The organism is Sphingomicrobium lutaoense (genome assembly GCF_014195685.1).
Lineage (GTDB): Bacteria > Pseudomonadota > Alphaproteobacteria > Sphingomonadales > Sphingomonadaceae > Sphingomicrobium > Sphingomicrobium lutaoense.
This window is the reverse complement of sequence record NZ_JACICF010000001.1, coordinates 1,361,394-1,385,847: the sequence shown is the minus strand read 5'-3', so window position 1 is coordinate 1,385,847 and position 24,454 is coordinate 1,361,394. Positions and strand designations below refer to the sequence as shown.

Here is a 24,454-nt window from a genome sequence, read left to right as displayed (position 1 = left end):
GACGCCCGTCCTAGCTGAGCTTGCCGAGAAGGTCCTTGAACTCATCGGGAATTTCTTCGCGAAGGGTATCATCATAGACCGAACGCAAAGCCCGGCCCACCGGGTCCGGACTTTGTGCAGCCTTTTTCGAAGTCCCCTTTTTCCCGTCGGAAGAAGTGGCACGCCGAGCCTCATCACTTTTCTTGCCACTCAACCCATCTTCCCCTTCGCGCGGGTACTCGCGCGCCATAAACCGCTCCATTACGAACGCGAACCCTGTGGCGGGCGCGCAAAATCGCGTGTCACTAAAACCATTGCGACAGCAAGGTCAACGCAAAGGCTTCAGGCGGTGAAACCAAAGTCCGCCTGCTTTGTTCCATATCCGAACGAGGCGGTGCCGGGGTGGGTCGCATCAGCGCAACAACTTGGCCCCAGCCTACTTGAAACATTGCCGCGAGGGTCCCAAAACAGCCCGGACGGTGCCTGAGGAGATTAGTATGTCGCTTGGTGATAAGCTCGCCCCCCACCTGCCTTTCCTGCGTCGTTATGCGCGCGCATTGACCGGCAGCCAGCAGCATGGCGACAATTTCGTTCGCAGCACGCTGGAAACGATTATCGCCAGCCCCGAGGATTTTCCTTCCGACGTCGATCCCCGGCTCGGTCTCTACCGGACGTTCCACGCCATCTGGTCGACCGCGCATCTCGAAGATAGCGGCGAGCCCGGCGGCGACGATGCCGAAAGCATCGCGCAGGCGCGCCTTTCGCGGATCACCCCGCTGTCGCGCCAGGCGCTTCTCCTCACCAGCCTCGAAGGCTTCTCCAACGAGGACACGGCCTATCTGATCGACGTGCCCGCCGAGGATGTCGAAAAGCTGGTGTCCGAAGCGACCAAGGAAATCGAGCGCCAAACCCATGCCGATGTCCTCATTATCGAGGACGAGCCGATCATCGCGATGGATATCGAGACGATCGTCCGCGACCTGGGGCATAATGTCACGGGCGTTGCGGTGACTCGCGACGAAGCGGTGGCGCAGGCCAAGGCCGACCGGCCGAGCCTCGTTCTGGCCGACATCCAGCTCGCCGACGACAGTTCGGGCATCGATGCGGTCAAGGACATCCTCAAGGACTTCAAGGTGCCGGTGATCTTCATCACCGCCTTCCCCGAACGTCTCCTGACGGGTTCGCGTCCCGAGCCGACCTTCCTGATCACCAAGCCTTTCCAGAGGGCAACCGTGAAAGCGGCGATCAGCCAGGCGCTCTTCTTCGACGCGGCCACCGTTCCCGCCTAAGGGTCTTTTCGCACGCAAATCCTTGTGAAGGTGGCCATGGCTACCTACATTCATTTCGCTGTCATGATGATCGCGTAACATGGCGCCCATGTCGCGACGCCACAGTTTGGGGGTTTCCTTGGCCAAGAAAAATCCTGCAGAGCCGCCGGCGGAAAGTCGCCCGGATCCGGTTCCCTTGCCGGATGACGAATTCAAGGAGCAGTTGGCGCAGGTCATTCCGCACCTGCGTGCGTTCGGCCGCAGCCTTTCGGGCAATCGCGATACCGCCGACGACCTGGTCCAGGAAACGCTTCTGAAGGCATGGGCGGCGCGCAAGCGCTTTCAGGCCGGCACCAATATGCGCGCATGGACCTTCATCATCCTTCGCAATCTCTTTCTCAGCCAGATGCGCCGGGCGCGCTTCAAGGGCGAGTGGGACGATGTCACCGCCGCCAAGATCCTCGCCGCACCGGCCGCGCAGGACAAGCATGTGGACCTGGGCGATATGCAGCGCGCATTGCTCCAGCTTCCCCAGCCGCAGCGCGAAGCGCTCATTCTCGTCGGGGCGGGTGGCTTTGCCTATGAAGAAGCGGCGCAGATCTGCGGTTGTGCGGTGGGGACGATCAAGAGCCGCGTCGCGCGTGGCCGCGTCGCGCTCGACAATCTGCTCGAATCCAACGACCTGCCTTCGCGCCGCCAGCAGGGCGGCGATCCCGAGCGTTCGGCGCTCGAATCGATCATGAACGAGGTCGACCAGCTGTCGGGCGACAGCGAGAATTAACCGCTACAGGCGTTCAGCTTTTCGAGAAGGTGCGCGAAAGGGTCTTCGCGGTCGTCCACTTCGGGCTCCGCGAAGGCGCGGTGCAATGCGGCCGCGATACAGGCATCAGAGGGTTCAGCTTCGATGCGGATGACGCTTTCAGCGTTCTCAGAACCCTTCCCTGCCACCAAGGCGCTTTCCTGTTCCATTCTCGGACATAACGACCCAAAGCCGTTCAGGTTTCGCCTTTGCGTCAAATCGTGCATCAGCGAAGGATGAATCGTTCCGAACGCCTCCACGCCCTCGAAAGAGCGCGGGAAAACGCGCCTTTTCTGCGCGGTGCGGCGTCGCGCTGGCCCGAATGTGTCGACCTATTTGTCGAACAGGGGCCCGATGTCGCGCTGGCAGGGTTCGAAATCGACGGAAATCTGCCGCTTTCAGCGCAATTGCGGCGCCGCCGCGATGCCTTGGCGCTTGTCACCGCGCTTGCCGACCTGTCGGGCGACTGGACGCTCGAACAGGTGACGCGCAGCCTGTCCGATTTTGCCGACGGAGCGATCGACCGGGCGTTGGGCGCGGCAATCGACGAGCGGGTGCCGGGCGCGCCACTTCTCGGCTTTTCGGTGATTGCGCTGGGCAAATTGGGGAGCCGCGAGCTCAACTACAGTTCGGACATCGATCTCATCCTTCTTTACGATCCCGATCATCTGCCGAGGCGCGAGAAGGACGATGCGGGCGAGAGCGCGGTGCGGATCGCGCGGCGTTTCGTGCAACTGCTCCAGGAACGCGATGCCGATGGCTATGTCGCGAGGGTCGATCTGCGCCTGCGCCCCGCCAGTGAAGTCACGCCCATCGCCTTGCCGGTCAATGCCGCCATTTCGCATTATGAAAGCCAGGCACTCGGCTGGGAGCGGGCGGCCTTCATCCGCGCCCGCGCGGCGGGTGGCGACATGGCGCTGGGACAGCGGTTCTTGGAGTCGATCCAGCCTTTCATCTGGCGGCGGGCCATCGATTATGGCGTGATCGAGGAAATCCGCCGCGTGGGGCAGCGCATCCGCGACCATTATGCGGGCGGGCAGAATTTCGGGCCGGGCTATGATCTCAAGCGGGGCCGTGGAGGCATCCGCGAAGTCGAATTCTTCCTCCAGGCCCAGCAGCTGATCCATGGTGGACGCGATCCGTCGCTTCGCCAGCCCGCGACGCTCGACGCCGCGGCGGCGCTGCGGCTGGCGGGGCATCTCGACGGGCATGGAGCAGAGGTGCTTTCCAATGCCTATCGGGCGCTGCGTAGCGCCGAACATCGGGTACAGATGATCGGCGACAAGCAGACGCACGAACTGCCCAAGCGCGAGGAAGCGCTCGACGCGGTGGCGCGGCTCGACGGCTGCGGCGATGGCAAGGCCTTCATCGAGAGCCTGCGGCCCCATGTCCATGAGATCGCACAGCGGTTCGACCGAATCGTTGCCGACGGCCCCGCTCACCTTCCCGCCAATCCCGAGCGGCTCGCCGAGGCGCTGAAGCGCTATGGCCTCGATGATCCCGAGGCGGCGGTGCGCCTTATCGGCAACTGGCGCTCGGGGCGGGTGCGCTCCCTGCGCTCGGGCCCGGCGCGCGCGGCCTTCGAGGCGATGCTGCCAACCATGGTCGAGGCAATCGCGGCGGCGCCCGACCCCGTCCATGCGCTCAACCGCTTTGCCGACATCGTAGAGGGCATCCCGAGCGGGATCAATTTCTACCGGCTGATCGAGGCGCGCCCCGAACTGGCGCGGCTGCTCGCGCGGATCCTGTCGCACGCGCCCGCGCTGGCGCAGCAATTGGGGCGGCGTCCTTCGCTGCTCGACGGGCTGCTCGACCGCTCGACTTTCGACCCCTTGCCCGATGCCGAGAGCTTTGCCGAGACATTGGAAGAGGAAACCGCGCCGCTCGAATATGACCTCGCGCTCGACCGGGCGCGCGCGCTGGTAGGGGAGAAAAGGTTCGCGCTGGGGGTGCAGCTTATCGACGGCAAGGCCGACCCGCTCGAGATCGCGGCGGGCTATTCGCGCGTTGCCGAGGGCGCGATCCAGGCGCTGGCGGCGCGCACGATCCGCGAATTCGAAATCCAGCATGGCCGGTTCGACAATGACGGGCTGGTGATCCTTGGGCTGGGAAGGCTCGGAGGCGAGACGCTCACCTTCGCTTCCGATCTCGACATCATCTTCCTTTTCGACGCGCCGACCGGGGAAGCCTCGAACGGGGCGCGTCCCCTGGGCCCGAGCGACTATTACAACCGGCTGGCGAGCCGCATCATCTCGGCGTTGAGCGTGCCGACCGCCGCCGGGCCTTTGTACGAAGTCGACACGCGGCTGCGTCCGCAGGGCGTGAAGGGCAGCCTCGCGACATCGATCCATGCCTTCCATGCCTATCAGCTGCGCGAAGCCTGGACCTGGGAGCATATGGCGCTCACCCGTGCGCGGCCGGTGTTCGGCTCGGCCGCCGCGCAGCAGAAGGCCTGCGAAGTGCTGGCCGATATCTTCGGCGCCGAGCGCGACCCCGCGAAGACCATCGCCGATGCCGCCGCGATGCGCGAGGAGATGGCGCAGCACAAGCCGCCGCGCGGCAAGCTCGACCTCAAGCTGGGGCCTGGCGGTCTAGTCGATGGCGAATTCGCCATCCACACCCGCCAGCTCATCAGCCGCGAAGGGCTCGATCCCGATCTCGAAGTCGTGATCAACGCTCTCCATGCAAGGGAATTGGCGCCCGACAGCCTGCTCGACGACATGAAATTGCTGACCGGGATGCTGGTGATCCTGCGGCTGGTCGCGCCCGATACGCGCGGGCCGTCGCGCAGTGCGCGGGAGCTTCTGGCCGAGTTGACCGGTTATCCCGATTGGAAAGCGCTCATGGCAGCGCATGATGCGGCGCGATCGCGGATCGCGGACTATTGGAAACAGGTGAAGGAAGATCGATGATCAAGGAAGGTGAGCGGGCTCCCGCTGTGACCATCAAGACCGTGCGCGGGGACGAGATCCGGGCCGACCGTCCGGGGATGCCGCTGGTCGTCTATTTCTACCCCAGGGACGATACGCCGGGCTGCACCACCGAGGCCAAGGATTTCACCGAACATCTCGCTTCCTTCGAGGAAGCGGGAGTGCGCGTCGTCGGAGTGAGCCGCGACAGCGAGGAAAAACACCGCAGGTTCATCGACAAGCATGACCTGTCGGTGCCACTGGCGAGTGACGAGAAAGGCAAGATTTCGGACGCGTTCGGGACCTGGGACCTCAAGAAGTTCATGGGCCGCGAATTCATGGGCATGATCCGATCGACCTTCCTCATCGACCGAGAAGGAAAGGTCGTGCGCGCCTGGCCCAAGGTGCGGGTGAAGGGCCATGTCGAGGAGGTGCTCGAAGCCGCGCGATCGCTCTAGCGGGCAGGGGCATCGCAACCCACTTGGAAAAGCCCGCCGTCTCATGCTAGCGCGGCGCGCGACCATATTATCGAAGGATCATCACGTGGCCGAATTCACGCTTCCCGCCAATTCCAAGATCATGAAGGGCCGGAAATATGCGGCGCAGGAAGGCAGCCGGCTGAAGCAGTTCAAGATCTATCGCTACGATCCCGATACCGGCGCCAATCCGCGCTACGACACCTATACCATCGATCTCGACAAGTGCGGCCCGATGGTTCTCGACGCGATCATCAAGATCAAGAACGAGATCGACCCGACGCTGACCTTCCGCCGTTCGTGCCGCGAAGGTATCTGCGGTTCGTGCGCGATGAACATGGAAGGCAAGAACGGGCTGGCCTGCACCACCGCAATCGAGGATTACAAGGGCACGATCACGATCACGCCACTGCCGCACATGGAAGTGGTCAAGGACCTCGTTCCCGACTTCACCCATTTCTACGCCCAATATGCGAGCGTGCAGCCCTGGCTCCAGTCCGCGACGCCCGAACCCTCGGGCCGCGAGCGGCTGCAGGCCCCCGAGGACCGTGCCAAGCTCGACGGGCTCTACGAATGCATCCTATGCGCCTGCTGCTCGACCAGCTGCCCCTCCTACTGGTGGAATTCGGACCGTTTCCTCGGTCCGGCGGCGCTGCTCGCGGCCTATCGCTGGCTCGCCGACAGCCGCGATGAAGCGACCGGTGACCGGCTCGACTATCTCAACGATGCCTATCGCCTCTATCGCTGCCACACGATCATGAACTGCGCCAATGCGTGCCCCAAGGGTCTCAACCCTGCCAAGGCGATCGCCGAGACCAAGAAGCTGATCGCCGAGCGCGCGGCTTGACCGAGGCGCGGGTTCCCGCGGGGGCCGAGCCGCACCCCGACCATGACGGCTGGTATTGGTGGGGTGGCTGGCGCGATCCTGACAGTTTTGCCGCGCAGGTCGGCCCGATGCTGTTTCGCCCGGGCGAGAAGGAAGGCACCGGCGTGGTGCGGATGTTCCCCGAGGAACGCCATCTCAATCCCGGCGGATCGATCCATGGCGGCTGCGTGATGAGCTTCATCGACATGGCGCTGTTCGCGGGCGCTTTCTGCGCGGGGATGGAGCGGGCGCATTATGTCACGCTTGACTGCCATACGCGCTTTCTCGCGCGGGGGCGCGCGGGCAGTCCGCTCGATGCCCATGTCACCATGCTGCGCCAGACGCCGGGCGGACTGGTCTTTCTTTCGGGCCATGTCGAGCAGGACGGACAGCCGCGCTATGCCTTCAGCGGCAGCCTGAAGCGGGTGCGCGATCCCCGGGAAAAGGGCGATGACGACCGTAAGTGATGCCTATCGTGCGCTGGTCGCCGCGGGCGAATTGAAGCCCGATGCCGACCAGGAGCGCGCCGCGCACGCCCTTGACCGATTTGCTGCCGACCTGGGGCGGACGCGCAAGGGCTTTCTTTCGCGATTGTTCGGACGCGAGACCCCCGCGCCCTGCGGGGTCTATATGTGGGGCGGAGTGGGGCGCGGCAAATCCATGCTGATGGATCTTGCCTATGAAGCGATTCCGGCGAGCCCCAAGCGGCGGGCCCATTTCCATGCCTTCATGCTCGAGGTACACATGCGGTTGAAGGCGCTGCGCGACCAGGGCGCCGAGGATCCGCTGATCCGCGCCGCCGAGGAAATCGCGTCCGAGGCGCGCTTCCTCGCTTTCGACGAGATGCAGGTCACCAACACCGCCGACGCGATGATCATGGGGCGGCTGTTCACCGCGCTGATCGACGAGGGCGTAGGGATCATCACCACATCGAACCGGCCGCCTGCCGATCTTTACAAGGACGGGCTCAACCGCGAGCTGTTCCTGCCCTTCATCCGGCTCATCGAGGCGCAGATGAAGGTGATCGAGCTCGACGGGCCGACCGACTATCGGCTCGACCGGATGAAGGGGCTCGACCTGTGGCACGTGCCCAACGGGCCCGAGGCCACCGAGAAATTATCCGAAGCCTTCTTCCGCCTGACCGACCATGAAGTGCGGCGCGAGGAAGTGCCCTCGATGGAGCTGGACGTGGGCGCGGGGCGCAGCCTCCATGTCCCGAAGGCATTGAAGGGCGTGGCGGTGTTCAGTTTCAAGCGACTGTGCGGGCAGCCGCGGGGCGCCGCGGACTATCTGGCGATCGCGCAGAATTTCCACACGGTGATCATCGTTGGCATCCCGGTGATGGGGCCTGAAATGCGCAACGAGGCAGCGCGTTTCGTTACGTTGATCGATGCGCTCTACGAGCATCGCGTGAAGCTGCTGGCCTCGGCCGACGCCGAGCCATCGGGGCTCTATCCCGCGGGCGACGGCAGTTTCGAATTCGAGCGGACCGTGAGCCGCCTCGAGGAAATGCAGAGCCGCGATTATCTCGAGGCCGGGCACGGACAAGCCGAGGACCAATGAAAAGGGCCGCCCCCCGGGCACGGGGGACGGCCCTCATGAAGGGCGGTTGCACTCGCCCTTTTAAAGGATCGCGTTGAGCACTTCGCGGACGATCCGCGTGGTCGGGTCGACGCGGTAGATGTAATTGTTGTCGTAGATGTAGCGATCGCGCGGATCGAGATCATAATGACGACGCAGGTCGCGCGGGATGCGGTCATAGGCGGTGTAGCCCGAGAAGGTGCGATCGAAGCGATAGCCCTGCTCGTACATCTTCTTCGCCTGGCCCGGCGGCATGCAGCCATTATGCTTCTTGGCGAGGCCGGGAGGGCAGGCCTTCATGGCATGACCCTTCATCTTGTGGCCCTTGTGCATCTGGGCATGGTTCGCCTTGCCTGCCTTGGCGTGCGAGGGCGGACCGGCCAGCGCCGGAGTGGTCGCAAAGGCGAGGGCGGCCCCGCCGAGAATGAGAAACTTGTTCATCACGAAACTTCTCCTGTTTCTTTTGCCCTTTTTTACGTTTCAATCGCTGAATTGTTGCTGACCAGTCCGGTCAGGGAGGCCTTAACCATCTCGCCTCGTCGGCCTTGGCCGTCAGCTGGTCGATAACCGCGCACTTTCAGGGGTTTGACGCGGAAGGCGGGATCGGCTGAAAAGAGGGGGGTGAGGCGCCCATCCCGGCGCTGACGGGAGAACTTTCATGCTTGCACCCATCCTGGCCCTCTTTCTTTTCGCCGCGCATCCCGGCCATGACGGCGGTCTCGAGGAAGTGCCTACTCAGACGGCTTTGGAGCATGCGGCCTGGATGGAAGGACGCTGGGTCGGGACCGGCATGGGGGGCGATGTGGAGGAAGTCTGGTCGCCGGCGCAGGGCGGGCAGATGGTCGGGCATCTCACCTATGCGCGCGACGGCAAGGTCATCTTCTACGAGCTGATGCTGCTTCGCCCCTCCGAGGGCGCGCTCGAAATGCTGGTCAAGCATTTCGACGGCGATTTCACCGCCTGGGAGGAAAAGGACGAGTGGATCCGCTTCGCGCCTGAAACCACCGATCCCGGCGTGCTGCTGTTCAAGGGGCTGACCATCTTCCACGATGCGGGGCGGATGGACGCGACGGTGCGGATGAAACAGGCCGACGGAAGCGTGAAGGACGTCCTTTTCCAGCTCGAACGCGCCGAATAGCCCTTTTGTCGATGCCCTTGGTGCGCTGGTCGATGGCTGGCGGCCTGACCCTGCTCGGCAGGACGCGGCCATGCTATGAGCCTTCCGACAAGCCCGCGTGGCCCCCTCGCGGGCAGGAAGGAGAGGGCATATGATGGCACCGGCAATCCTGGTCGCCGTCCTGGGACTGGCGACAGCCCAGGCGGACGCGGTGGACGGCAAGCGACAGTTGGAGCGGCTGGAGACACAAGATCCCGCCTATTTCTCGGATCCGGTCTGTCCGGGCATCGGCGGACTGCCCGCCGATCTTGCCGTCGCGGTGCTCGGGGAAGCGCGCTCGCTGCTCGATCAGAATGGCGTCGAAACCGGGGCCGACGGACAGTGCGAGCCCAACCTTTTCATCATCGTCACGCCCGATACCGGCGAAGCGGTGAAATCGCTGAAGCGCAGCCAGCCGACGGTGTTCAACAACATGTCGGCCCCCGACGTGCGCCGCCTGACCGACGGGAGCGCGCCGGTGCGCGCTTTCCGCAGTTCGATCCTGCGCGGGGCCGACGGGCGGTCGATCCAGACCGGCGGCGACCAGGTGCATGGCCAGTCGGGCGCACGGGGCGGAGAACAGTTGAGCGTGACCAGCTCCTCGCGGATCAGCGGCACGACCCGGCGCGATGTCGAACAGAGCTTCGTCTATATCGAGGCCGAAGCGATCAAGGGCCTCACGCTGCGGCAGATCGGCCATTATGCCGCGATGGTGGGGACGCTTCCGCTGGCCTCGTCGCGGCTGGACGATATCGACCAGCCGTCTATCCTGACGCTGTTCAGCGATCCCGACGATCGGCAGGCCGAAGCGACCGCGTTTGACAAGGCTCTGCTGGCCGCCGCGCGCTGAGGGTAAATCCGCCCGCAAATTGACTGCAAAAAGGGCAATGCCGGTTGCCCTTCCACCAGTGCGCCGCTAGGTGCAGCGCAACACGGCGCGATGCGCCCGATTCAAGAGGTGGAAGGACCCCCATGGCTCGCAAGAAAATCGCTCTGATCGGTGCCGGCATGATCGGCGGCACGCTCGCCCATCTGGCCGCCAAGAAGGTGATGGGGGACATCGTCCTGTTCGACATCGCCGAGGGTCTGCCGCAGGGCAAGGCATTGGACCTGTCGCAATGCGGTCCGGTCGAGGGTTTCGACGCCAAGATCACCGGCACCAACGATTATGCCGACATCGCCGGCGCCGACGTGGTGATCGTCACCGCGGGCGTTCCGCGCAAGCCCGGCATGAGCCGCGATGACCTTCTCGGCATCAATTTGAAGGTAATGAAAGCGGTCGGCGAAGGCATCAAGAACAATTGCCCCGATGCTTTCGTCATCTGCATCACCAACCCCCTGGACGCGATGGTCTGGGCGCTGCGCGAATTTTCAGGGCTCCCGCACAACAAGGTCGTCGGCATGGCGGGCGTGCTCGACAGCGCGCGCTTCGCGACCTTCCTCGCCTGGGAATTCGATGTCTCGGTGAAGGATGTGAACGCCTTCGTGCTGGGCGGGCATGGCGACACGATGGTGCCGGTGCTGAGCTATTCGACGGTCAACGGTATTCCGGTCAACGACCTCGCCAAGATCAAGGGCATCAGCGAAGAGCGCATCGACGACATCGTCCAGCGCACCCGCGGCGGCGGCGGCGAGATCGTCGGCCTCCTGAAGACCGGCAGCGCCTATTACGCCCCGGCTACCAGCGCGATCGCGATGGCCGAGGCCTATCTGGGCGACCAGAAGCGCGTCCTGCCCTGCGCGGCCTATGTCGAAGGCAAGTACGGCGTCGACGGTCTTTATGTCGGCGTGCCCGCGATGATCGGCGCCAATGGCATCGAGGACGTGATCGAGATCGAACTGTCGGACGAAGAGAAGAAGAATCTCGGCGTCTCGATCGATGCGGTCGAAGAACTGGTGGATGCCTGCAAGAAGCTCGACGAAAGCCTCGCCTGATCCACTGCCCTTGGCCCCGGCTGGCCCCTGCTGAACAGATTTCGGAGAAGAAGTAGATGAGCATTCTCGTCGACAAGAATACCAAGGTCATCACCCAGGGGATGACCGGCGACACCGGCACTTTCCACACCCAGCAGGCCATGGATTATGGCACGCAGATGGTGGCGGGCGTGACGCCCGGCAAAGGCGGCACCGAGCATCTGGGCCTGCCGGTTTTCGATACCGTTGCCGAAGCGCGCGACGCGACCGGCGCCGATGCCTCGGTCATCTATGTCCCGCCGCCCTTCGCCGCGGATTCCATCCTCGAAGCCATTGCCGCCGAAATCCCGCTGATCGTCGCGATCACCGAGGGCATCCCGGTGCTCGACATGGTCAAGGTCAAGCGCGCGCTGGAAGGCTCCAAGTCGCGCCTCATCGGGCCCAACTGCCCGGGCGTGCTGACGCCGGGCGAATGCAAGATCGGCATCATGCCGGGCAAGATCTTTAAGAAGGGCAGTGTCGGCGTGGTCTCGCGCTCGGGCACGCTCACTTATGAAGCGGTGTTCCAGACCACCAATGAAGGCCTTGGCCAGACCACTGCGGTCGGCATTGGCGGCGATCCCGTCAACGGCACCAACTTCATCGACGTGCTCGAGCTCTTCCTCGCCGACGATGCGACGGAAAGCATCATCATGATCGGTGAAATCGGCGGCGACGCCGAAGAGCAGGCCGCGCAATTCCTCGCCGACGAAGCGAAGAAGGGCCGCTCCAAGCCGACCGTCGGCTTCATCGCGGGTCGCACTGCGCCTCCGGGTCGCCGCATGGGCCATGCCGGCGCGATCGTCTCGGGCGGCAAGGGCGGTGCCGAGGACAAGATCGCCGCAATGGAAGCAGCGGGCATCCGCGTATCGCCGAGCCCGTCGGAACTGGGAACGACTCTCAAGGCGCTGTTGAACGGCTAGGGAACCGGTCGATAGCCCCCGTCATTCGCTAATGTAGCGAGGAAGGCGAATTATGGACGCGATGAGCGTGGAGCGTGAGGAAGGTCCGAGCTGGCAGCGGGACAATTGGCCGCTGTCGGTACTCGACGATGTGAACCTGGGCCTCGACCCGACGCAGGCGGTCATCGAGCAGGCGCGCGAACAGGCCGCCGACGCGATCGTCCGCGCGGGCGGCGGCTCGCTTGACGATCCGGCGGTGCAGCATGCTGCCGATGCCTCGAACCGGGCGATGATGCTCATCCGCACCTATCGCGTGCGCGGGCACCTGGCCGCGCGGCTCGATCCGCTGGGCCTCAGCCACCATGATTTTCCCAAGGAACTGACCCCCGAATATCACGGCTTCACCAACCTCGAGGAAGAAGTGTGGCTAGGCGGGGTGCTCGGCTTCGACCGCGCGACGATCCGCCAGATCGTCGGGGTGCTGCAGAATAATTACTGCGGCACGGTCGGTACCGAATATATGCATATCAACGACCTGGAGGAGCGTCGCTTCATCCAGGACCGGGTCGAAGGCAAGGATGCCGAGATCCATTTCACCCCCGAGGGCAAGCAGGCGATCCTGCAGAAGGTCATCGAGGCGGAGGAATGGGAAAAATTCCTCGCCAAGAAATATGTCGGGACCAAGCGGTTCGGGCTCGACGGCGGCGAAAGCGCGATCCCTGCCCTCGAAGCGGTGATCAAATATGGTGGCCAGCTCGGCGTCACCGAGATGACCATCGGCATGGCGCATCGCGGGCGTTTGAACGTGCTCGCCAATGTCATGGGCAAGCCCTACCGCGCGATCTTCCATGAATTCGCTGGCGGAGCGACCAATCCCGCCGATGTCGGCGGCTCGGGCGACGTCAAATACCATCTCGGCACTTCATCGGACCGCGAGTTCGACGGCAACAAGGTGCATCTCTCGCTGGTCCCCAATCCTTCGCATCTCGAGGCGGTGGACCCGGTGGTGCTGGGCAAGTGCCGCGCGGTGATGACGCTGCGCGGGGACAAGCATGGCAAGACCGTCATGCCGATCCTGCTGCACGGCGATGCGGCCTTCGCCGGACAGGGCGTGGTCGCCGAATGCCTGATGATGAGCGGGCTTCAGGGCTATGCCACGGGCGGCACGATCCACTTCATCATCAACAACCAGGTGGGCTTCACCACGAGCCCGCAGTTCGCGCGCTCCTCGCCCTATCCCTCGGACATCGCCAAGTCGATCCAGGCGCCGATCCTCCACGTCAATGCCGACGATCCCGAAGCGGTGACCTGGTGCTGCAAGCTGGCGATCGAATATCGCCAGACCTTCGGCCGCGACATCGTGATCGACATGTGGTGCTATCGCCGTTTCGGCCATAACGAGGGCGACGAACCCAAATTCACCCAGCCGCTCATGTATGACGCGATCCGTTCGCAGCCGCCGATCAGCAAGATCTATTCGGAGCGGCTGATCGAGGAAGGCGTGGTCGACCAGGGCTGGATCGACGGCGTGCGCCAGCAATTCATCAGCCATCTCGACGAGGAGTTCGAGGCGGGCAAGGCCTATGAGCCCGACAAGGCCGACTGGTTCGGCGGACGCTGGTCGAAGCTGCGCCTGCCCGACGAGGATGTCTCGGGGCGGCGCAATACCGGCACCGCGATCGATGCCGAGACCTACGACAAATTGGCCGATGTCCTCACCCACGTCCCCGAGGACCTGGCGATCCACAAGACCTTGAAGCGCATCCTCGCGGCCAAGAAGAAAGTGCTCGAGGAAGGCGAAGGGATCGACTGGGCGACCGGCGAGGCGCTGGCGTTCGGTAGCCTGCTTCTCGACGGGATGGGCGTCCGCCTTTCGGGACAGGATTCCGGGCGCGGCACCTTCTCGCAGCGTCATGCCGCATGGCTCGACCAGCAGACCGGCGAGAAATTCATTCCCTTGCGCGAGATGCGCACCGGTGGCCCCCGTTTCGAGGTGCGCGACAGCCCGCTTTCGGAATTCGGCGTGCTCGGCTTCGAATATGGCTTTTCGATCGCCGACCCGATGACCCTGGTGCTGTGGGAAGCGCAGTTCGGTGATTTCGCCAATGGCGCGCAGGTGATGATCGACCAGTTCATCTCCAGCGGCGAAGCCAAGTGGCTGCGCGCCTCGGGCCTCACCATGCTCTTGCCGCACGGCTATGAAGGGCAGGGGCCCGAACATTCCTCGGCGCGCCTCGAGCGCTATCTGCAGCTGTGCGCCGAAGACAATATGCAGGTGTGCAATATCACCACGCCCGCCAATTATTTCCATGTGCTTCGCCGCCAGATGATGCGCGATTTCCGCAAGCCGCTCATCATCATGACGCCCAAGTCGCTGCTCCGGCACAAGCTGGCGGTGTCGAGCCGCGAGGAATTCATCGGCGAAGGGCATTTCTTCCGCATCAAGTCGGATCTCAATCCGCCCGCGCCCGAAAAGACGCGGCGCCTCGTGCTTTGCTCGGGCAAGGTTGCCTATGACCTCATCGAGGAACGCGACAAGCTCGGGCTCGACGATGTGCAGATCGTGCGGATCGAGCAGCTCTATCCCTTCCCCAGCGAGCCGCTGGTCAAACGCCTCGAGGCGATGACCAACCTCGAGGAAGTGATCTGGGCGCAGGAAGAGCCGAAGAACCAGGGCAGCTGGTTCTTCGTCGAACCCTATCTGGAAGAATGTCTCGGCGAGGCCGGGTTCAAGGGCATGCGGCCCCGTTATGCGGGGCGCGCGGCGTCGGCTTCGCCCGCCACCGGGCTTGCCACGCGCCATGCCAAGCAGCAGGCAGCCTTGATTGCCGAGGCTTTGGGGCATAGCAGCCCCGATACGAAGTAAGAGAAAAGGAACGTCATGGCCACCGAGGTCAAGGTCCCCACGCTGGGCGAATCGATTACCGAAGCCACTGTCGGCGAATGGCTCAAGCAGCCGGGCGATGCGGTTGAGGCCGACGAGGCGATCGCCAGCCTCGAAACCGACAAGGTGTCGGTTGACGTGCCTTCCCCCGTCGCGGGCGTGATGGGCGAGCAGAAATTCTCCGAGGGCGACACCGTCGAGGTCGGCACCGTCATCGCGACGATCAAGGATGGCGAAGCCGCCGAAGCGCCCGCCGCCAAGGCCGAGCATGAGCCGGGACCCGGTGAGAATATCGCGGTCGAGGACGAGGTCGCCGAGGACAATGAAGAAATGGAACATGGCGCGGGCACCGAGCCCGTGACCTTGTCGCCCGCGGTGCGCCGCGCGGTCCTCGAACATGGCGTCGATCCCTCCAAGATCAGCGGCACCGGCAAGGACGGGCGCATCACCAAGGATGACGTGATCGCGGCCGCCAAGGCCAAGGACGCCGCCCCCAAGGCCGACAAGCCTGCCGCCACGCCTGCGCCCGCCGCGCAGCCCGCGCAGAAGCCGTCGCCTTCGGCCAAGGGCGTGTCGGGCGAGCGGCGCGAGGAGCGGGTCAAGATGAGCCGCCTTCGCCAGACCATCGCCAAGCGCCTCAAGGATGCGCAGAACACCGCGGCGCTGCTCACCACCTTCAACGATGTCGACATGACCGCGGTGATGGAAGCGCGCGCCAAATATAAGGACGAGTTCGCCAAGAAGCATGGCATCCGTCTCGGCTTCATGGGCTTCTTCACCAAGGCCGTCGCGCTGGCCGCCAAGGACGTGCCCTCGGTCAATGCCCGCATCGACGGGGACGAGATCGTCTATCACGACTATCTCGATGTCTCGGTCGCGGTATCGGCGCCCAAGGGGCTGGTCGTGCCGGTCATCCGCTCGGCCGACCGGATGAGCTTCGCCGAAATCGAGACGACCATCGCCGACTTCGGCGAGCGCGCCAAGGAAGGCACGCTCAGCATGGAGGAAATGCAGGGGGGGACCTTCACCATCTCGAATGGCGGAGTGTTCGGCAGCCTGCTTTCGACCCCGATCATCAACCCGCCCCAGTCGGCGGTGCTCGGCATGCACCGGATCGAGGAGCGCCCCGTCGCGGTGAATGGCGAAGTCAAGATCCGCCCGATGATGTATCTCGCGCTGAGCTATGACCACCGGCTGGTCGATGGCCGCGAAGCGGTGACCTTCCTCGTCCGGATCAAGGAAGCGATCGAGGATCCCACGCGCCTGTTGATTGACCTTTAGGGCAGGCCCATTTGGCAATTGCACGGCGGGCCGCTAGTGACGCCCGCGAACGACATGGATCGGCGCCGCGACGCGCCAGAGGGAAATGAGAATGGCTGAATTCGACTATGACGTCCTGGTGATCGGTGCCGGACCCGGCGGTTATGTGGCGGCAATCCGCGCCGCGCAGCTGGGGCTCAAGACCGCTTGTGCCGAAGGGCGCGAGACGCTGGGCGGGACCTGCCTCAACGTCGGCTGCATTCCCTCCAAGGCGATGCTGCATGCGTCCGAATATTATGACGCCGCGGCGAACGGCACGATGGAGAGCATGGGCGTGGAAGTGAAGCCCAAGCTCAACCTCGACAAGATGCACGGCCAGCGCCGCGATGCGGTCAAGCAGCTGACCGGCGGGATCGAATTCCTGTTCAAGAAGAACAAGGTCGACTGGCTCAAGGGCTATGCCACCTTCAAGGACGCGCACAGCGTCGAAGTCGCCGGCAAGACCGTGACCGCCAAGAATATCGTGATTGCGACAGGTTCGTCGGTGACCCCCCTTCCGGGCGTGGAAATCGATGAGAAGATCATTGTCTCCTCGACTGGCGCGCTCGAACTCGAGAAAGTGCCCGAGCACATGGTCGTCATCGGCGGCGGCGTGATCGGCCTCGAACTCGGCAGCGTGTGGCGCCGTTTGGGCGCCAAGGTGACCTGCGTCGAGTTTCTCGACCAGATCCTGCCCGGCATGGACGACGATATCCGCAAGGAAGCGCACAAGATCTTCAAGAAGCAGGGCATCGACTTCAAGCTTTCGACCAAGGTGACCGCGGTCGAGGTCAAGGGCAAGAAGGCGACGCTGACGATGGAGCCTGCCAAGGGCGGCGACAGCGAGACGCTGGAAGCCGACTGCGTGCTCGTCGCGATCGGGCGTCGCCCGAACACGGAAGGCCTGGGCCTCGAAGCCATCGGGCTGGAAGTCAACAAGCGCGGCCAGATCGAAACCGATCATGACTTCCGCACCAAGGTCGACGGCGTCTGGGCGATCGGCGATGTCGTGCCGGGCCCCATGCTTGCCCACAAGGCCGAGGATGAAGGCATTGCCGTGGCCGAGAATATCGCGGGCCTGACGGGCATCGTGAACCACGACATCATTCCGGGCGTGGTCTACACTTTCCCCGAAATCGCGGGCGTTGGCCTGACCGAAGCCGAGGCGAAGGAAAAATATGGCGAGGTCAAGGTCGGCAAGTTCCCGATGCTTGCCAACAGTCGTGCCAAGACCAATCACGAACCCGATGGTTCGGTGAAGATCATCGCCGATGCCAAGACCGATCGCGTGGTCGGCGTGTGGTGCATCGCGGTACCTGCCGGCACCATGATCGCGCAGGCTGCCCAGGCAATGGAATTCGGCGCAACGAGCGAGGATATCGCCTATACCTGCCACGCACATCCGACGCATTCGGAAGCGATCAAGGAAGCGGCGATGGCAGTTCAGGGCAAGCCCATCCACATCTAGCGGACTTGGCAAATGGGCTCCCGCCGCTCTAGCAAGAGGGGCGAGGAGCATTGCCGATGATCAATCGCAAGAGACTGCGTAAATGGCACCTCTGGCTGGGATGGCTGGTCGGGGTGCCATTTCTCATCTGGACCGTCTCGGGCCTCGTGATGGTCTGGAAGCCGATCGAGGAAGTGCGCGGCACCGACCTGATCGCGCCTGCAACCGCCTTCCAGCTTGAAAGCGAACCCGTCCTGCCTGCAGCGGCGCGGGGCGTTCCCATCGAGGGCGCGCGGATCGAGCATCGCATGGGCGGGCCGCGCTGGGTCGTGGGATTGAGCGACGGGTCCGAACGGCTCGCCGATCCTGCGACGGGGCAATGGCTACCGGCCTACGGCGCCGACGAAGCTTCGGCCGAAGTGATGGCGCGTTACCAGGGCGACAGCCGCATCCGGAGCGTTTCGCGCACCGATCCCGACGACCCGCCGATGGACTGGCGCCGCCCGGTCGCGGCGTGGCAGGTCGAGATGGAGAATGGCGACCGCTTCTATGTCGACGAAGCGACCGGGGCGATCAGCGCGCGGCGCACCAGCTGGTGGCGGGTGTTCGACTTTTTCTGGGGGCTGCACATCATGGACCTCCAGACCCGCGAGGACACCTCGAACCTTTGGATCAAGAGCTTTGCGATCTTCTCGATCGTGATGACCGTGCTCGCGCTCATCCTCCTGCCCATGTCGACGGGCCGCAAGAAGCGCCGCAAGCGGCGATCAGCCGGCGAATAAGCGAGCGAGCCAGCCCCGAGGCGGCGGCGATGCGGGGCGCGCCTGCGGGCCGCAGTCGAGACAGCGCAGCTGGATCGTCGGACCCGACAGCATTTCCTCGACATCGGCGAGCGCCTGGCGAACCAGCGCTTCGGGGGCGGGCGCGAGCAGCGCGAAGGCATCGGCGGAGCGCTCGGCGTGCGCGTCGCTGGCGAATATTCCGAGAAGGCTGTCGGCAAAGGGGCTCTTTCGCTCGATATAGAAAAGCTCGCCATCCTCATCGTCTGCCAGCTCACGGGCGAGCGCGATGGCCTCGTCCATTCCGCCGAAGCGGTCGATCAGGCCGACCTGATGCGCCGATCCGCCATCCCATACGCGGCCACCGCCGATTGCGTCGACCCGTTCGACCGGAAGGTCGCGCGCCTCCGAAACAATGGTCAGGAAGCGTTTGTAGACATCCTCGACGCCAGCCTGGAGAAAAGCATTGGCCGCGGGCGAGAGGCCTTCGAGAAGATCGGGCTGGCCCGACAGTGGGGTGGTGGCCACGCCGTCCGCGCCGATTCCCAGCTTTTCGAGGCTTCCCTCGAAGCTCGGCAGCATGGCGAAGACGCCGATCGAGCCAGTGATGCTCGAGGGTTCGGCAACGATCTTGTCGGCGGCAGTGGCGACCCAATAGCCGCCCGAAGCCGCGACGTTGCCGAAGCTGGCAACCACCGGAACGCCCTTGGCCTTCACCGCGAGAATGGCCTGGCGGATGCGCTCCGAAGCGAGGGCCGAGCCGCCCGGGCTATCGATGCGGACGATCAAGGCGTCGAGATCGCGCTGCGCGGCGGCCTCTTCGATTGCCATGGCGATGCTCGCGCCTGCCGCGGTGCCGGGGCCGGCGGTGCCATCGACGATCGTGCCCGCGACCGTCACCACGCCGATCTTGCCCGAAGGCTTTTCGACCATGCGCGCGGCATAATCCTCGACGAGGGTGTGGCGGAAACCGCCCTTGCCATCCTCGCCGCCCAGTTCGGCGAGGCGCTTTACATAATCGGTGCGGCTGGCCAGTTGGTCGACCAGCCCCGCCATGAGCGCCGCGCGGCTGAGGTCGCCGTCGGCGGCCTCGATCATGCCGACCGGGTCGTCGAGCGCGAGATCGAGCTGTGCCTTGGGACGCGCGGCCGCGACATCCTCGCGCCAGCTTTCGAGAAGCGCGCCCGCCAACTGGCGGCGGTTGGCGCGCGATTCCTCGCTCATGTCCGAGCGGGTATAGGGTTCGACCGCGCTCTTATAGTCGCCCGCCCGGTAGACATTGGCGGTGACGCCGATCCGGTCGAAGAATTCGCCATAATAGAGGCTGCTCCCGCCGGGGCCGGCAAAGGCCACCGCGCCCATCGGGTTGAGCCAGATTTCGCTGGCATGGGAGGCAAGCTGGTAGGCATCGTCCGAATAGGCAGTGGCGAAGGCGATCACCGGCTTGTCGTCCTTGCGCAATTCCTCGATCGCGTCCGCCAGTTCGCCAAGCGCCGCCTGGCCGCCGCCCAGGAAACCGTCGAGATCGAGCGCGACCGCCTTGATGCGGTCGTCCTCGCGCGCTTCGCGGAGTGCCTCGACAAGGGTGCGCAGACGATATTCGCCCGCCCGGTTCGACAGGCCCGTCGCCATCAGGAGGGGATCGGGCGCCGAAGGCTCCTCGACCACCACGCCGTCGAGATCGACCCAGAGCACGCCTTCGCGCACCTGCGCGGGGGCTGCGGACAGCGCGACATAGAGAAGGCCGAAGAAAAGGATCATGAAGATGAGCACCAGCCCGTCCTTGATCCCGACCAGCAATTTCCACAATGCGCGCGCGAATGACATTGAATGGGCCTCTCTTCCGGTGTTGGGCACAAGATAGGGAGGCGGGGGCGTTGCGCCACCCTTATTCGCTGGACGGCGGGGGCAATGGCCGATAGCGGGTCGGGACGATGAGCGGAGCGGACACTTCCCTTCACGGATGGAAGCGCGAACTTCGCGCCACGCTGCAGCTTGCCTGGCCGCTCATTCTCGCCAATCTGACGATGGCCTCGATCCAGGCAATCGACACTTTTTTCCTCGGCCGCCTCGGGGCGCATGAACTGGCGGCGGCGGCTCTGGCGCTCAACCTCGCCTTTGCGCTCAACCTCATCGCACTCGGGCTGATCACCGCGGCATCGCCGATGATGGCGAGCGCGCTCGGGCGCGGGCGGGGACGCGTGAAGGAAGTGCGGCGCAGCTTCCGCCAGTCGCTTTGGCTCGCCGTCACCATCACCATCCCGATCTGGCTTCTGCTCATCAATGCCGAGACGCTGATCGGCTGGCTGGGGCAGGAGCCCGAACTGGCGCGCGATGCGCAGGTCTTCCTCTGGGGCTATCTGTGGTCGACCTTTTTCTTTCTCCTGTTCAACGCGCTGCGCAATTTCCTTGCCGCGCTCGAACGGCCGGGCTGGATGCTGCTCATTTCCATTTCGGGCATCCCGATCAACAGCCTGCTCGATTACGGGCTGATCTTCGGCGGTTTCGGGCTGCCCGCGCTGGGCCTGTTCGGTGCAGGGCTGGCCTCGACGATCACCTGGATGCTGATGGTCGGCGCGATGCTCTTCGTGGTGCTGCGCGACCGGCAGTTCCGCCGTTTCCACTTGCTCGCGCGGCTGTGGCGGCCCGACTGGCCGCGTTATCGCACGATGTGGGCGCTGGGTCTGCCGATCGGGCTCGCAATGGGGTTCGAAGGCGGGGTCTTCTCGGCGGCGGCCTATCTGATGGGGCTGGTCGGTGCCGACGAGCTTGCCGCCCACGCCATTGCGCTCCAGATCGCGGCGCTGTCCTTCATGGTGCCCTGGGGCATTGCCCAGGCCGCGACCGTGCGTGTCGGGATCATGGCGGGGCGCGGCGACAAGGCCGGCATTTCGCGGGCGGGCTGGACGGCATGGACGCTGGGCGTCGGCTTCATGAGCGTGATGGCGATCTTCCTCTGGCTGTTCCCGCGCGAACTCATCGGCCTGTTCCTTGCCGACACGCCCGAAAATGCGCATGTGCTCGCGCTCGGGGCATCCTTCCTCGTGGTCGCCGCCATCTTCCAGATCGTCGATGGTGCGCAGGTCGTGGGCGCAGGCGTGCTGCGCGGGCTGCACGACACTAAGATCCCGATGGTCTTCACCTTCGTCGGCTATTGGTTGATCGGCATCGGGGTCGGCGCCTGGCTCGCCTTCGAGGCGGGATGGGATGGCGTCGGTATCTGGACCGGGCTGGCCGTGGGTCTCGCGATCGTCGCGATCCTCATGCTCGCTCGCTGGATGATGCGGGAAAAGCTGGGCCTGACGCAGCCGCGCTGAGCGTCAAAAAATTTCGCGTGCGAACCGTTGACTCCGCTCGCCCTCCATCCCACATCCGCCGCGACGTTGGCACTCTCTTTGGAAGAGTGCCAGTCGTGAACATTGGACCAACACTAGAACAGAAGAGGGGCCCCATGGGTTTCAAACCGCTTCACGACCGTGTCCTCGTCCGCCGTGTCGAGGCCGAAGAAAAGACCGCTGGCGGGATCATCATCCCCGATAGCGCCAAGGAAAAGCCGCAGGAAGGCGAAGTCGTCGCCGTCGGTTCGGGTGCGCGCGCCGAAAACGGCACCGTCACGCCGCTCGACGTCAAGGCCGGTGACAAGATCCTGTTCGGCAAGTGGTCGGGCACCGAAATCAAGCTCGACGGCGAAGATCTCATCATCATGAAGGAAAGCGACATTCTCGGCGTCATGGCCTGAGGCGCCCGCTTTTCCCAATCTCCCAATTCACTGACAGAAAGGCATTCGAAATGGCTGCCAAAGACGTAAAATTCTCCCGCGATGCGCGCGAGCGCATCATGAAGGGCGTCGACATCCTCGCCGACGCCGTGAAGGTCACGCTCGGCCCCAAGGGTCGCAATGTCGTGATCGACAAGTCGTTCGGCGCGCCGCGCATCACCAAGGACGGTGTTTCGGTCGCCAAGGAAATCGAACTCAAGGACAAGTTCGAGAACATGGGCGCACAGATGCTGCGCGAAGTCGCCTCCAAGACCAACGACGTTGCCGGTGACGGCACCACCACCGCCACGGTGCTGGCCCAGTCGATCGTCCAGGAAGGCATGAAGTCGGTTGCCGCCGGTATGAACCCGATGGATCTGAAACGTGGCATCGACCTCGCGGTCGGCAAGGTTGTCGAAGACCTCAAGGGCCGTTCGAAGCCCGTCGCCGGTTCGGAAGAAATCGCGCAGGTCGGCATCATCTCGGCCAATGGCGACCGTGAAGTCGGCGAGAAGATCGCCGAAGCCATGGAAAAGGTCGGCAAGGAAGGCGTGATCACCGTCGAGGAAGCCAAGGGTCTCGAATTCGAACTCGACGTCGTCGAGGGCATGCAGTTCGACCGCGGCTATCTGTCGCCTTACTTCATCACCGATCCGGAGAAGATGCAGGTCGAACTCAACGATCCCTACATCCTCATCCACGAGAAGAAGCTCTCGAACCTCCAGGCGATGCTTCCGATCCTCGAAAATGTCGTGCAGTCGGGTCGCCCGCTGCTGATCATTGCCGAGGACATCGAAGGCGAAGCGCTTGCGACGCTGGTCGTCAACAAGCTGCGCGGCGGTCTCAAGGTTGCCGCGGTCAAGGCTCCGGGCTTCGGCGATCGCCGCAAGGCGATGCTCGAGGATATCGCCATCCTGACGGGCGGCGAGATGATCTCGGAAGACCTCGGCATCAAGCTCGAGAATGTCACGCTCAACATGCTGGGCACCGCCAAGCGCGTCACCATCGACAAGGATAACACCACCATCGTCGACGGTGCGGGCGAGAAGGACCAGATCGAAGGCCGTACCGCCGCGATCCGCCAGCAGATTGAGAACACCACCAGCGACTATGACCGCGAGAAGCTGCAGGAACGTCTTGCCAAGCTCGCGGGCGGCGTGGCCGTCATCAAGGTCGGCGGTGCCACCGAAGTCGAGGTGAAGGAACGCAAGGACCGTGTCGACGACGCGCTCCACGCGACCCGCGCCGCGGTCGAGGAAGGCATCGTTCCGGGCGGCGGTACCGCGCTGCTTTACGCCACCTCGGCTCTCGACGGCCTCAAGGGTGACAATGACGACCAGACCCGCGGCATCGACATCGTTCGCCGCGCGCTGCAGGCGCCGGTTCGCCAGATCGCCCAGAATGCGGGCTTCGACGGCGCCGTCGTCGCGGGCAAGCTGATCGACGGCAACGACCCGACGATGGGCTTCAATGCCGCCAACGACCAGTATGAAAACCTGGTCGCTTCGGGCGTCATCGATCCGACCAAGGTCGTTCGCACCGCGCTGCAGGATGCCGCGTCGGTCGCGGGCCTGCTCATCACCACCGAAGCGACCGTGGCCGAGCTGCCCGAGGACAAGTCCTCGGCTCCGGCCATGCCGGGTGGCATGGGCGGCATGGGCGGCATGGACTTCTAAGTCCTGCCCGTTCAGCCAGTCTGACAAAGGGAAAGGCCGGGGTTTTTGCCCCGGCCTTTTTCTATGGGGCTTCCTGCCCGTTTCCGATCCCGTCCGCTTCGGCATCGAGCCGGTCGAGCATCGCCTCGGCCTCGTCGAGCTTCTGAACTTCCTCGTCGGTCGGGCGATCGACCGAGCCGGAGCAGGAGGCAAGCAGGACCGCTGCGGGGAAAAGGGGGAGGAATGCGGGTTTCATGGGCAGTCAACGTGTCAGGCAATGAAAAAGGGCCGCCCGGCAGTGCCGGGCGACCCTTTCGAAAAGCGATAAGCTTGGAAAAGCTTACATTTCGCCTTCGACTTCGGCTTCCACTTCAGCAGCGGCAGCGTCGGTCTCAGCGGCAGCTTCAGCAGCTGCGCCTTCCATGGCGTCCATGGCGTTGTCGGCCATCATGTCCGCTTCGTCAGCGGCATTGTCGACGGCTTCGCCAGCGACGGCCATGTCGTTTTCCATCGCTTCTTCAGTCTGGGTTTCGCAGGCAGCGAGGCCGAGTGCGAGAACCGAAACGGTCAGTGCAACCTTCTTCATGATACTTCATTCCTTGCATTGCGTGCCCGCTCACCGCGCGCACAAGGCAGAGCCTGCCGTCATCGGGCAGGCCTGCGGGTGCAAATAGACGGTTCATTGCAGTCACGCAATCGTCATTTTTGTCAGTGGCCGGTTGAGAAATTCACCGAGCGGCAACTT

At 64.1% G+C, this 24,454-nt stretch carries 24 protein-coding genes; 18 read left to right on the top strand and 6 right to left on the bottom strand.

The annotated features are described in order from the left end of the window. Window positions 1-10 precede the first annotated feature (10 nt). On the bottom strand, window positions 11-229 hold the full coding sequence (locus tag FHS50_RS06935) for a NepR family anti-sigma factor (RefSeq protein ID WP_183933602.1): 219 nt from the start codon (window positions 227-229) through the stop codon (window positions 11-13). A 247-nt stretch (window positions 230-476) separates the two neighbouring features. Here FHS50_RS06935 and FHS50_RS06930 point away from each other — a divergent pair, with 247 nt between their 5' ends. Both FHS50_RS06930 and FHS50_RS06925 read left to right on the top strand, forming a co-directional pair. Then, the gene (locus tag FHS50_RS06930) at window positions 477-1,268 is read left to right on the top strand and encodes a response regulator (RefSeq protein ID WP_183933601.1); all 792 of its coding nucleotides are present in this window, start codon (window positions 477-479) and stop codon (window positions 1,266-1,268) included. Between the two features lie 88 nt (window positions 1,269-1,356). Beyond that, window positions 1,357-2,028, top strand: a complete 672-nt coding sequence (locus tag FHS50_RS06925) for a sigma-70 family RNA polymerase sigma factor (RefSeq protein WP_183933600.1) — start codon at window positions 1,357-1,359, stop codon at window positions 2,026-2,028. On the opposite strand, the gene FHS50_RS06920 is transcribed toward FHS50_RS06925, so the two are convergent. Further along, on the bottom strand, window positions 2,025-2,273 hold the full coding sequence (locus FHS50_RS06920) for a hypothetical protein (protein ID WP_183933599.1): 249 nt from the start codon (window positions 2,271-2,273) through the stop codon (window positions 2,025-2,027). The genes FHS50_RS06925 and FHS50_RS06920 overlap by 4 nt on opposite strands. 9 nt (window positions 2,274-2,282) lie before the next feature. Between FHS50_RS06920 and glnE the strand changes: the two genes are divergently transcribed. From glnE to zapE, 5 genes are all read left to right on the top strand, one after another. Then, complete coding sequence (glnE, locus tag FHS50_RS06915; RefSeq protein WP_183933598.1) at window positions 2,283-4,958, top strand: bifunctional [glutamate--ammonia ligase]-adenylyl-L-tyrosine phosphorylase/[glutamate--ammonia-ligase] adenylyltransferase; 2,676 nt, start codon at window positions 2,283-2,285, stop codon at window positions 4,956-4,958. After that, window positions 4,955-5,413 carry a peroxiredoxin gene (locus FHS50_RS06910; protein ID WP_183933597.1) on the top strand — a complete coding sequence of 153 codons (459 nt, stop codon included), beginning with the start codon at window positions 4,955-4,957 and terminating at the stop codon, window positions 5,411-5,413. Before glnE ends, FHS50_RS06910 begins: the two co-directional genes overlap by 4 nt. A gap of 85 nt (window positions 5,414-5,498) precedes the next feature. Beyond that, window positions 5,499-6,278 carry a succinate dehydrogenase iron-sulfur subunit gene (locus FHS50_RS06905; RefSeq protein WP_322597113.1) on the top strand — a complete coding sequence of 260 codons (780 nt, stop codon included), beginning with the start codon at window positions 5,499-5,501 and terminating at the stop codon, window positions 6,276-6,278. Further along, complete coding sequence (locus tag FHS50_RS06900; RefSeq protein WP_183933596.1) at window positions 6,275-6,763, top strand: PaaI family thioesterase; 489 nt, start codon at window positions 6,275-6,277, stop codon at window positions 6,761-6,763. The genes FHS50_RS06905 and FHS50_RS06900 overlap by 4 nt, the downstream gene beginning before the upstream one ends. Continuing rightward, window positions 6,747-7,859 carry a cell division protein ZapE gene (zapE, locus tag FHS50_RS06895; protein WP_183933595.1) on the top strand — a complete coding sequence of 371 codons (1,113 nt, stop codon included), beginning with the start codon at window positions 6,747-6,749 and terminating at the stop codon, window positions 7,857-7,859. The genes FHS50_RS06900 and zapE overlap by 17 nt, the downstream gene beginning before the upstream one ends. A 60-nt stretch (window positions 7,860-7,919) precedes the next feature. Here the strand turns inward: zapE and FHS50_RS06890 are convergent, their stop codons facing one another. Next, a complete protein-coding gene (locus FHS50_RS06890; RefSeq protein WP_221184839.1) occupies window positions 7,920-8,321 on the bottom strand; it encodes a hypothetical protein in 402 nt (133 codons plus the stop codon). Window positions 8,322-8,535: 214 nt separating this feature from the next. On the opposite strand from FHS50_RS06890, the gene FHS50_RS06885 reads away from it, so the two are divergent. The 8 genes from FHS50_RS06885 to FHS50_RS06850 all read left to right on the top strand — a co-directional run bounded on the left by FHS50_RS06885 (window position 8,536) and on the right by FHS50_RS06850 (window position 18,300). After that, a complete protein-coding gene (locus tag FHS50_RS06885; RefSeq protein WP_183933594.1) occupies window positions 8,536-9,015 on the top strand; it encodes a DUF6265 family protein in 480 nt (159 codons plus the stop codon). A gap of 130 nt (window positions 9,016-9,145) precedes the next feature. Further along, window positions 9,146-9,883, top strand: a complete 738-nt coding sequence (locus FHS50_RS06880; protein ID WP_183933593.1) for a hypothetical protein — start codon at window positions 9,146-9,148, stop codon at window positions 9,881-9,883. A gap of 122 nt (window positions 9,884-10,005) precedes the next feature. After that, the gene (gene mdh, locus FHS50_RS06875; protein ID WP_183933592.1) at window positions 10,006-10,968 is read left to right on the top strand and encodes a malate dehydrogenase; all 963 of its coding nucleotides are present in this window, start codon (window positions 10,006-10,008) and stop codon (window positions 10,966-10,968) included. A 56-nt stretch (window positions 10,969-11,024) separates the two neighbouring features. Then, on the top strand, window positions 11,025-11,909 hold the full coding sequence (sucD, locus tag FHS50_RS06870) for a succinate--CoA ligase subunit alpha (protein WP_183933591.1): 885 nt from the start codon (window positions 11,025-11,027) through the stop codon (window positions 11,907-11,909). A 61-nt stretch (window positions 11,910-11,970) separates the two neighbouring features. Then, window positions 11,971-14,754 carry a 2-oxoglutarate dehydrogenase E1 component gene (locus FHS50_RS06865; RefSeq protein WP_246332986.1) on the top strand — a complete coding sequence of 928 codons (2,784 nt, stop codon included), beginning with the start codon at window positions 11,971-11,973 and terminating at the stop codon, window positions 14,752-14,754. Window positions 14,755-14,769: 15 nt separating this feature from the next. Further along, complete coding sequence (gene odhB, locus FHS50_RS06860) at window positions 14,770-16,053, top strand: 2-oxoglutarate dehydrogenase complex dihydrolipoyllysine-residue succinyltransferase (protein ID WP_183933589.1); 1,284 nt, start codon at window positions 14,770-14,772, stop codon at window positions 16,051-16,053. A 91-nt stretch (window positions 16,054-16,144) separates the two neighbouring features. Further along, window positions 16,145-17,539: a dihydrolipoyl dehydrogenase gene (lpdA, locus tag FHS50_RS06855; protein ID WP_183933588.1), complete on the top strand. Its 1,395-nt coding sequence runs from the start codon at window positions 16,145-16,147 to the stop codon at window positions 17,537-17,539. A 56-nt stretch (window positions 17,540-17,595) separates the two neighbouring features. After that, complete coding sequence (locus tag FHS50_RS06850; RefSeq protein ID WP_183933587.1) at window positions 17,596-18,300, top strand: PepSY domain-containing protein; 705 nt, start codon at window positions 17,596-17,598, stop codon at window positions 18,298-18,300. Here the strand turns inward: FHS50_RS06850 and sppA are convergent. Next, window positions 18,286-20,124, bottom strand: a complete 1,839-nt coding sequence (gene sppA / locus FHS50_RS06845; RefSeq protein ID WP_183933586.1) for a signal peptide peptidase SppA — start codon at window positions 20,122-20,124, stop codon at window positions 18,286-18,288. The genes FHS50_RS06850 and sppA overlap by 15 nt on opposite strands. A 107-nt stretch (window positions 20,125-20,231) precedes the next feature. Here sppA and FHS50_RS06840 point away from each other — a divergent pair, with 107 nt between their 5' ends. From FHS50_RS06840 to groL, 3 genes are all read left to right on the top strand, one after another. Further along, window positions 20,232-21,614 carry an MATE family efflux transporter gene (locus tag FHS50_RS06840; protein WP_183933585.1) on the top strand — a complete coding sequence of 461 codons (1,383 nt, stop codon included), beginning with the start codon at window positions 20,232-20,234 and terminating at the stop codon, window positions 21,612-21,614. Window positions 21,615-21,748: 134 nt separating this feature from the next. Then, a complete protein-coding gene (gene groES, locus FHS50_RS06835; RefSeq protein ID WP_183933584.1) occupies window positions 21,749-22,036 on the top strand; it encodes a co-chaperone GroES in 288 nt (95 codons plus the stop codon). Window positions 22,037-22,086: 50 nt separating this feature from the next. After that, window positions 22,087-23,730 (top strand): chaperonin GroEL, encoded by a 1,644-nt coding sequence (gene groL, locus FHS50_RS06830; RefSeq protein WP_183933583.1) that lies wholly within the window; start codon window positions 22,087-22,089, stop codon window positions 23,728-23,730. Window positions 23,731-23,791: 61 nt separating this feature from the next. Here the strand turns inward: groL and FHS50_RS06825 are convergent, their stop codons facing one another. Beyond that, on the bottom strand, window positions 23,792-23,965 hold the full coding sequence (locus FHS50_RS06825; RefSeq protein WP_183933582.1) for a hypothetical protein: 174 nt from the start codon (window positions 23,963-23,965) through the stop codon (window positions 23,792-23,794). A gap of 84 nt (window positions 23,966-24,049) precedes the next feature. Continuing rightward, window positions 24,050-24,295, bottom strand: a complete 246-nt coding sequence (locus FHS50_RS06820) for a hypothetical protein (RefSeq protein ID WP_183933581.1) — start codon at window positions 24,293-24,295, stop codon at window positions 24,050-24,052. Window positions 24,296-24,454: the final 159 nt, after the last annotated feature.

Bases quoted from the DNA above. Each gene is read 5' to 3' on its own strand.
- FHS50_RS06865 (WP_246332986.1), top strand. From the start codon at position 11,971: ATGAGCGTGGAGCGTGAGGAAGGTCCGAGCTGGCAGCGGGACAATTGG.
- FHS50_RS06885 (WP_183933594.1), top strand. From the start codon at position 8,536: ATGCTTGCACCCATCCTGGCCCTCTTTCTTTTCGCCGCGCATCCCGGC.
- FHS50_RS06880 (WP_183933593.1), top strand. From the start codon at position 9,146: ATGATGGCACCGGCAATCCTGGTCGCCGTCCTGGGACTGGCGACAGCC.
- odhB (WP_183933589.1), top strand. From the start codon at position 14,770: ATGGCCACCGAGGTCAAGGTCCCCACGCTGGGCGAATCGATTACCGAA.
- lpdA (WP_183933588.1), top strand. From the start codon at position 16,145: ATGGCTGAATTCGACTATGACGTCCTGGTGATCGGTGCCGGACCCGGC.
- zapE (WP_183933595.1), top strand. From the start codon at position 6,747: ATGACGACCGTAAGTGATGCCTATCGTGCGCTGGTCGCCGCGGGCGAA.
- FHS50_RS06820 (WP_183933581.1), bottom strand. From the start codon at position 24,295: ATGAAGAAGGTTGCACTGACCGTTTCGGTTCTCGCACTCGGCCTCGCT.
- FHS50_RS06840 (WP_183933585.1), top strand. From the start codon at position 20,232: ATGAGCGGAGCGGACACTTCCCTTCACGGATGGAAGCGCGAACTTCGC.
- sucD (WP_183933591.1), top strand. From the start codon at position 11,025: ATGAGCATTCTCGTCGACAAGAATACCAAGGTCATCACCCAGGGGATG.
- FHS50_RS06920 (WP_183933599.1), bottom strand. From the start codon at position 2,273: ATGCACGATTTGACGCAAAGGCGAAACCTGAACGGCTTTGGGTCGTTA.
- mdh (WP_183933592.1), top strand. From the start codon at position 10,006: ATGGCTCGCAAGAAAATCGCTCTGATCGGTGCCGGCATGATCGGCGGC.
- FHS50_RS06910 (WP_183933597.1), top strand. From the start codon at position 4,955: ATGATCAAGGAAGGTGAGCGGGCTCCCGCTGTGACCATCAAGACCGTG.
- glnE (WP_183933598.1), top strand. From the start codon at position 2,283: ATGAATCGTTCCGAACGCCTCCACGCCCTCGAAAGAGCGCGGGAAAAC.
- FHS50_RS06825 (WP_183933582.1), bottom strand. From the start codon at position 23,965: ATGAAACCCGCATTCCTCCCCCTTTTCCCCGCAGCGGTCCTGCTTGCC.
- FHS50_RS06850 (WP_183933587.1), top strand. From the start codon at position 17,596: ATGATCAATCGCAAGAGACTGCGTAAATGGCACCTCTGGCTGGGATGG.
- groES (WP_183933584.1), top strand. From the start codon at position 21,749: ATGGGTTTCAAACCGCTTCACGACCGTGTCCTCGTCCGCCGTGTCGAG.
- groL (WP_183933583.1), top strand. From the start codon at position 22,087: ATGGCTGCCAAAGACGTAAAATTCTCCCGCGATGCGCGCGAGCGCATC.
- sppA (WP_183933586.1), bottom strand. From the start codon at position 20,124: ATGTCATTCGCGCGCGCATTGTGGAAATTGCTGGTCGGGATCAAGGAC.
- FHS50_RS06930 (WP_183933601.1), top strand. From the start codon at position 477: ATGTCGCTTGGTGATAAGCTCGCCCCCCACCTGCCTTTCCTGCGTCGT.
- FHS50_RS06925 (WP_183933600.1), top strand. From the start codon at position 1,357: ATGTCGCGACGCCACAGTTTGGGGGTTTCCTTGGCCAAGAAAAATCCT.
- FHS50_RS06935 (WP_183933602.1), bottom strand. From the start codon at position 229: ATGGCGCGCGAGTACCCGCGCGAAGGGGAAGATGGGTTGAGTGGCAAG.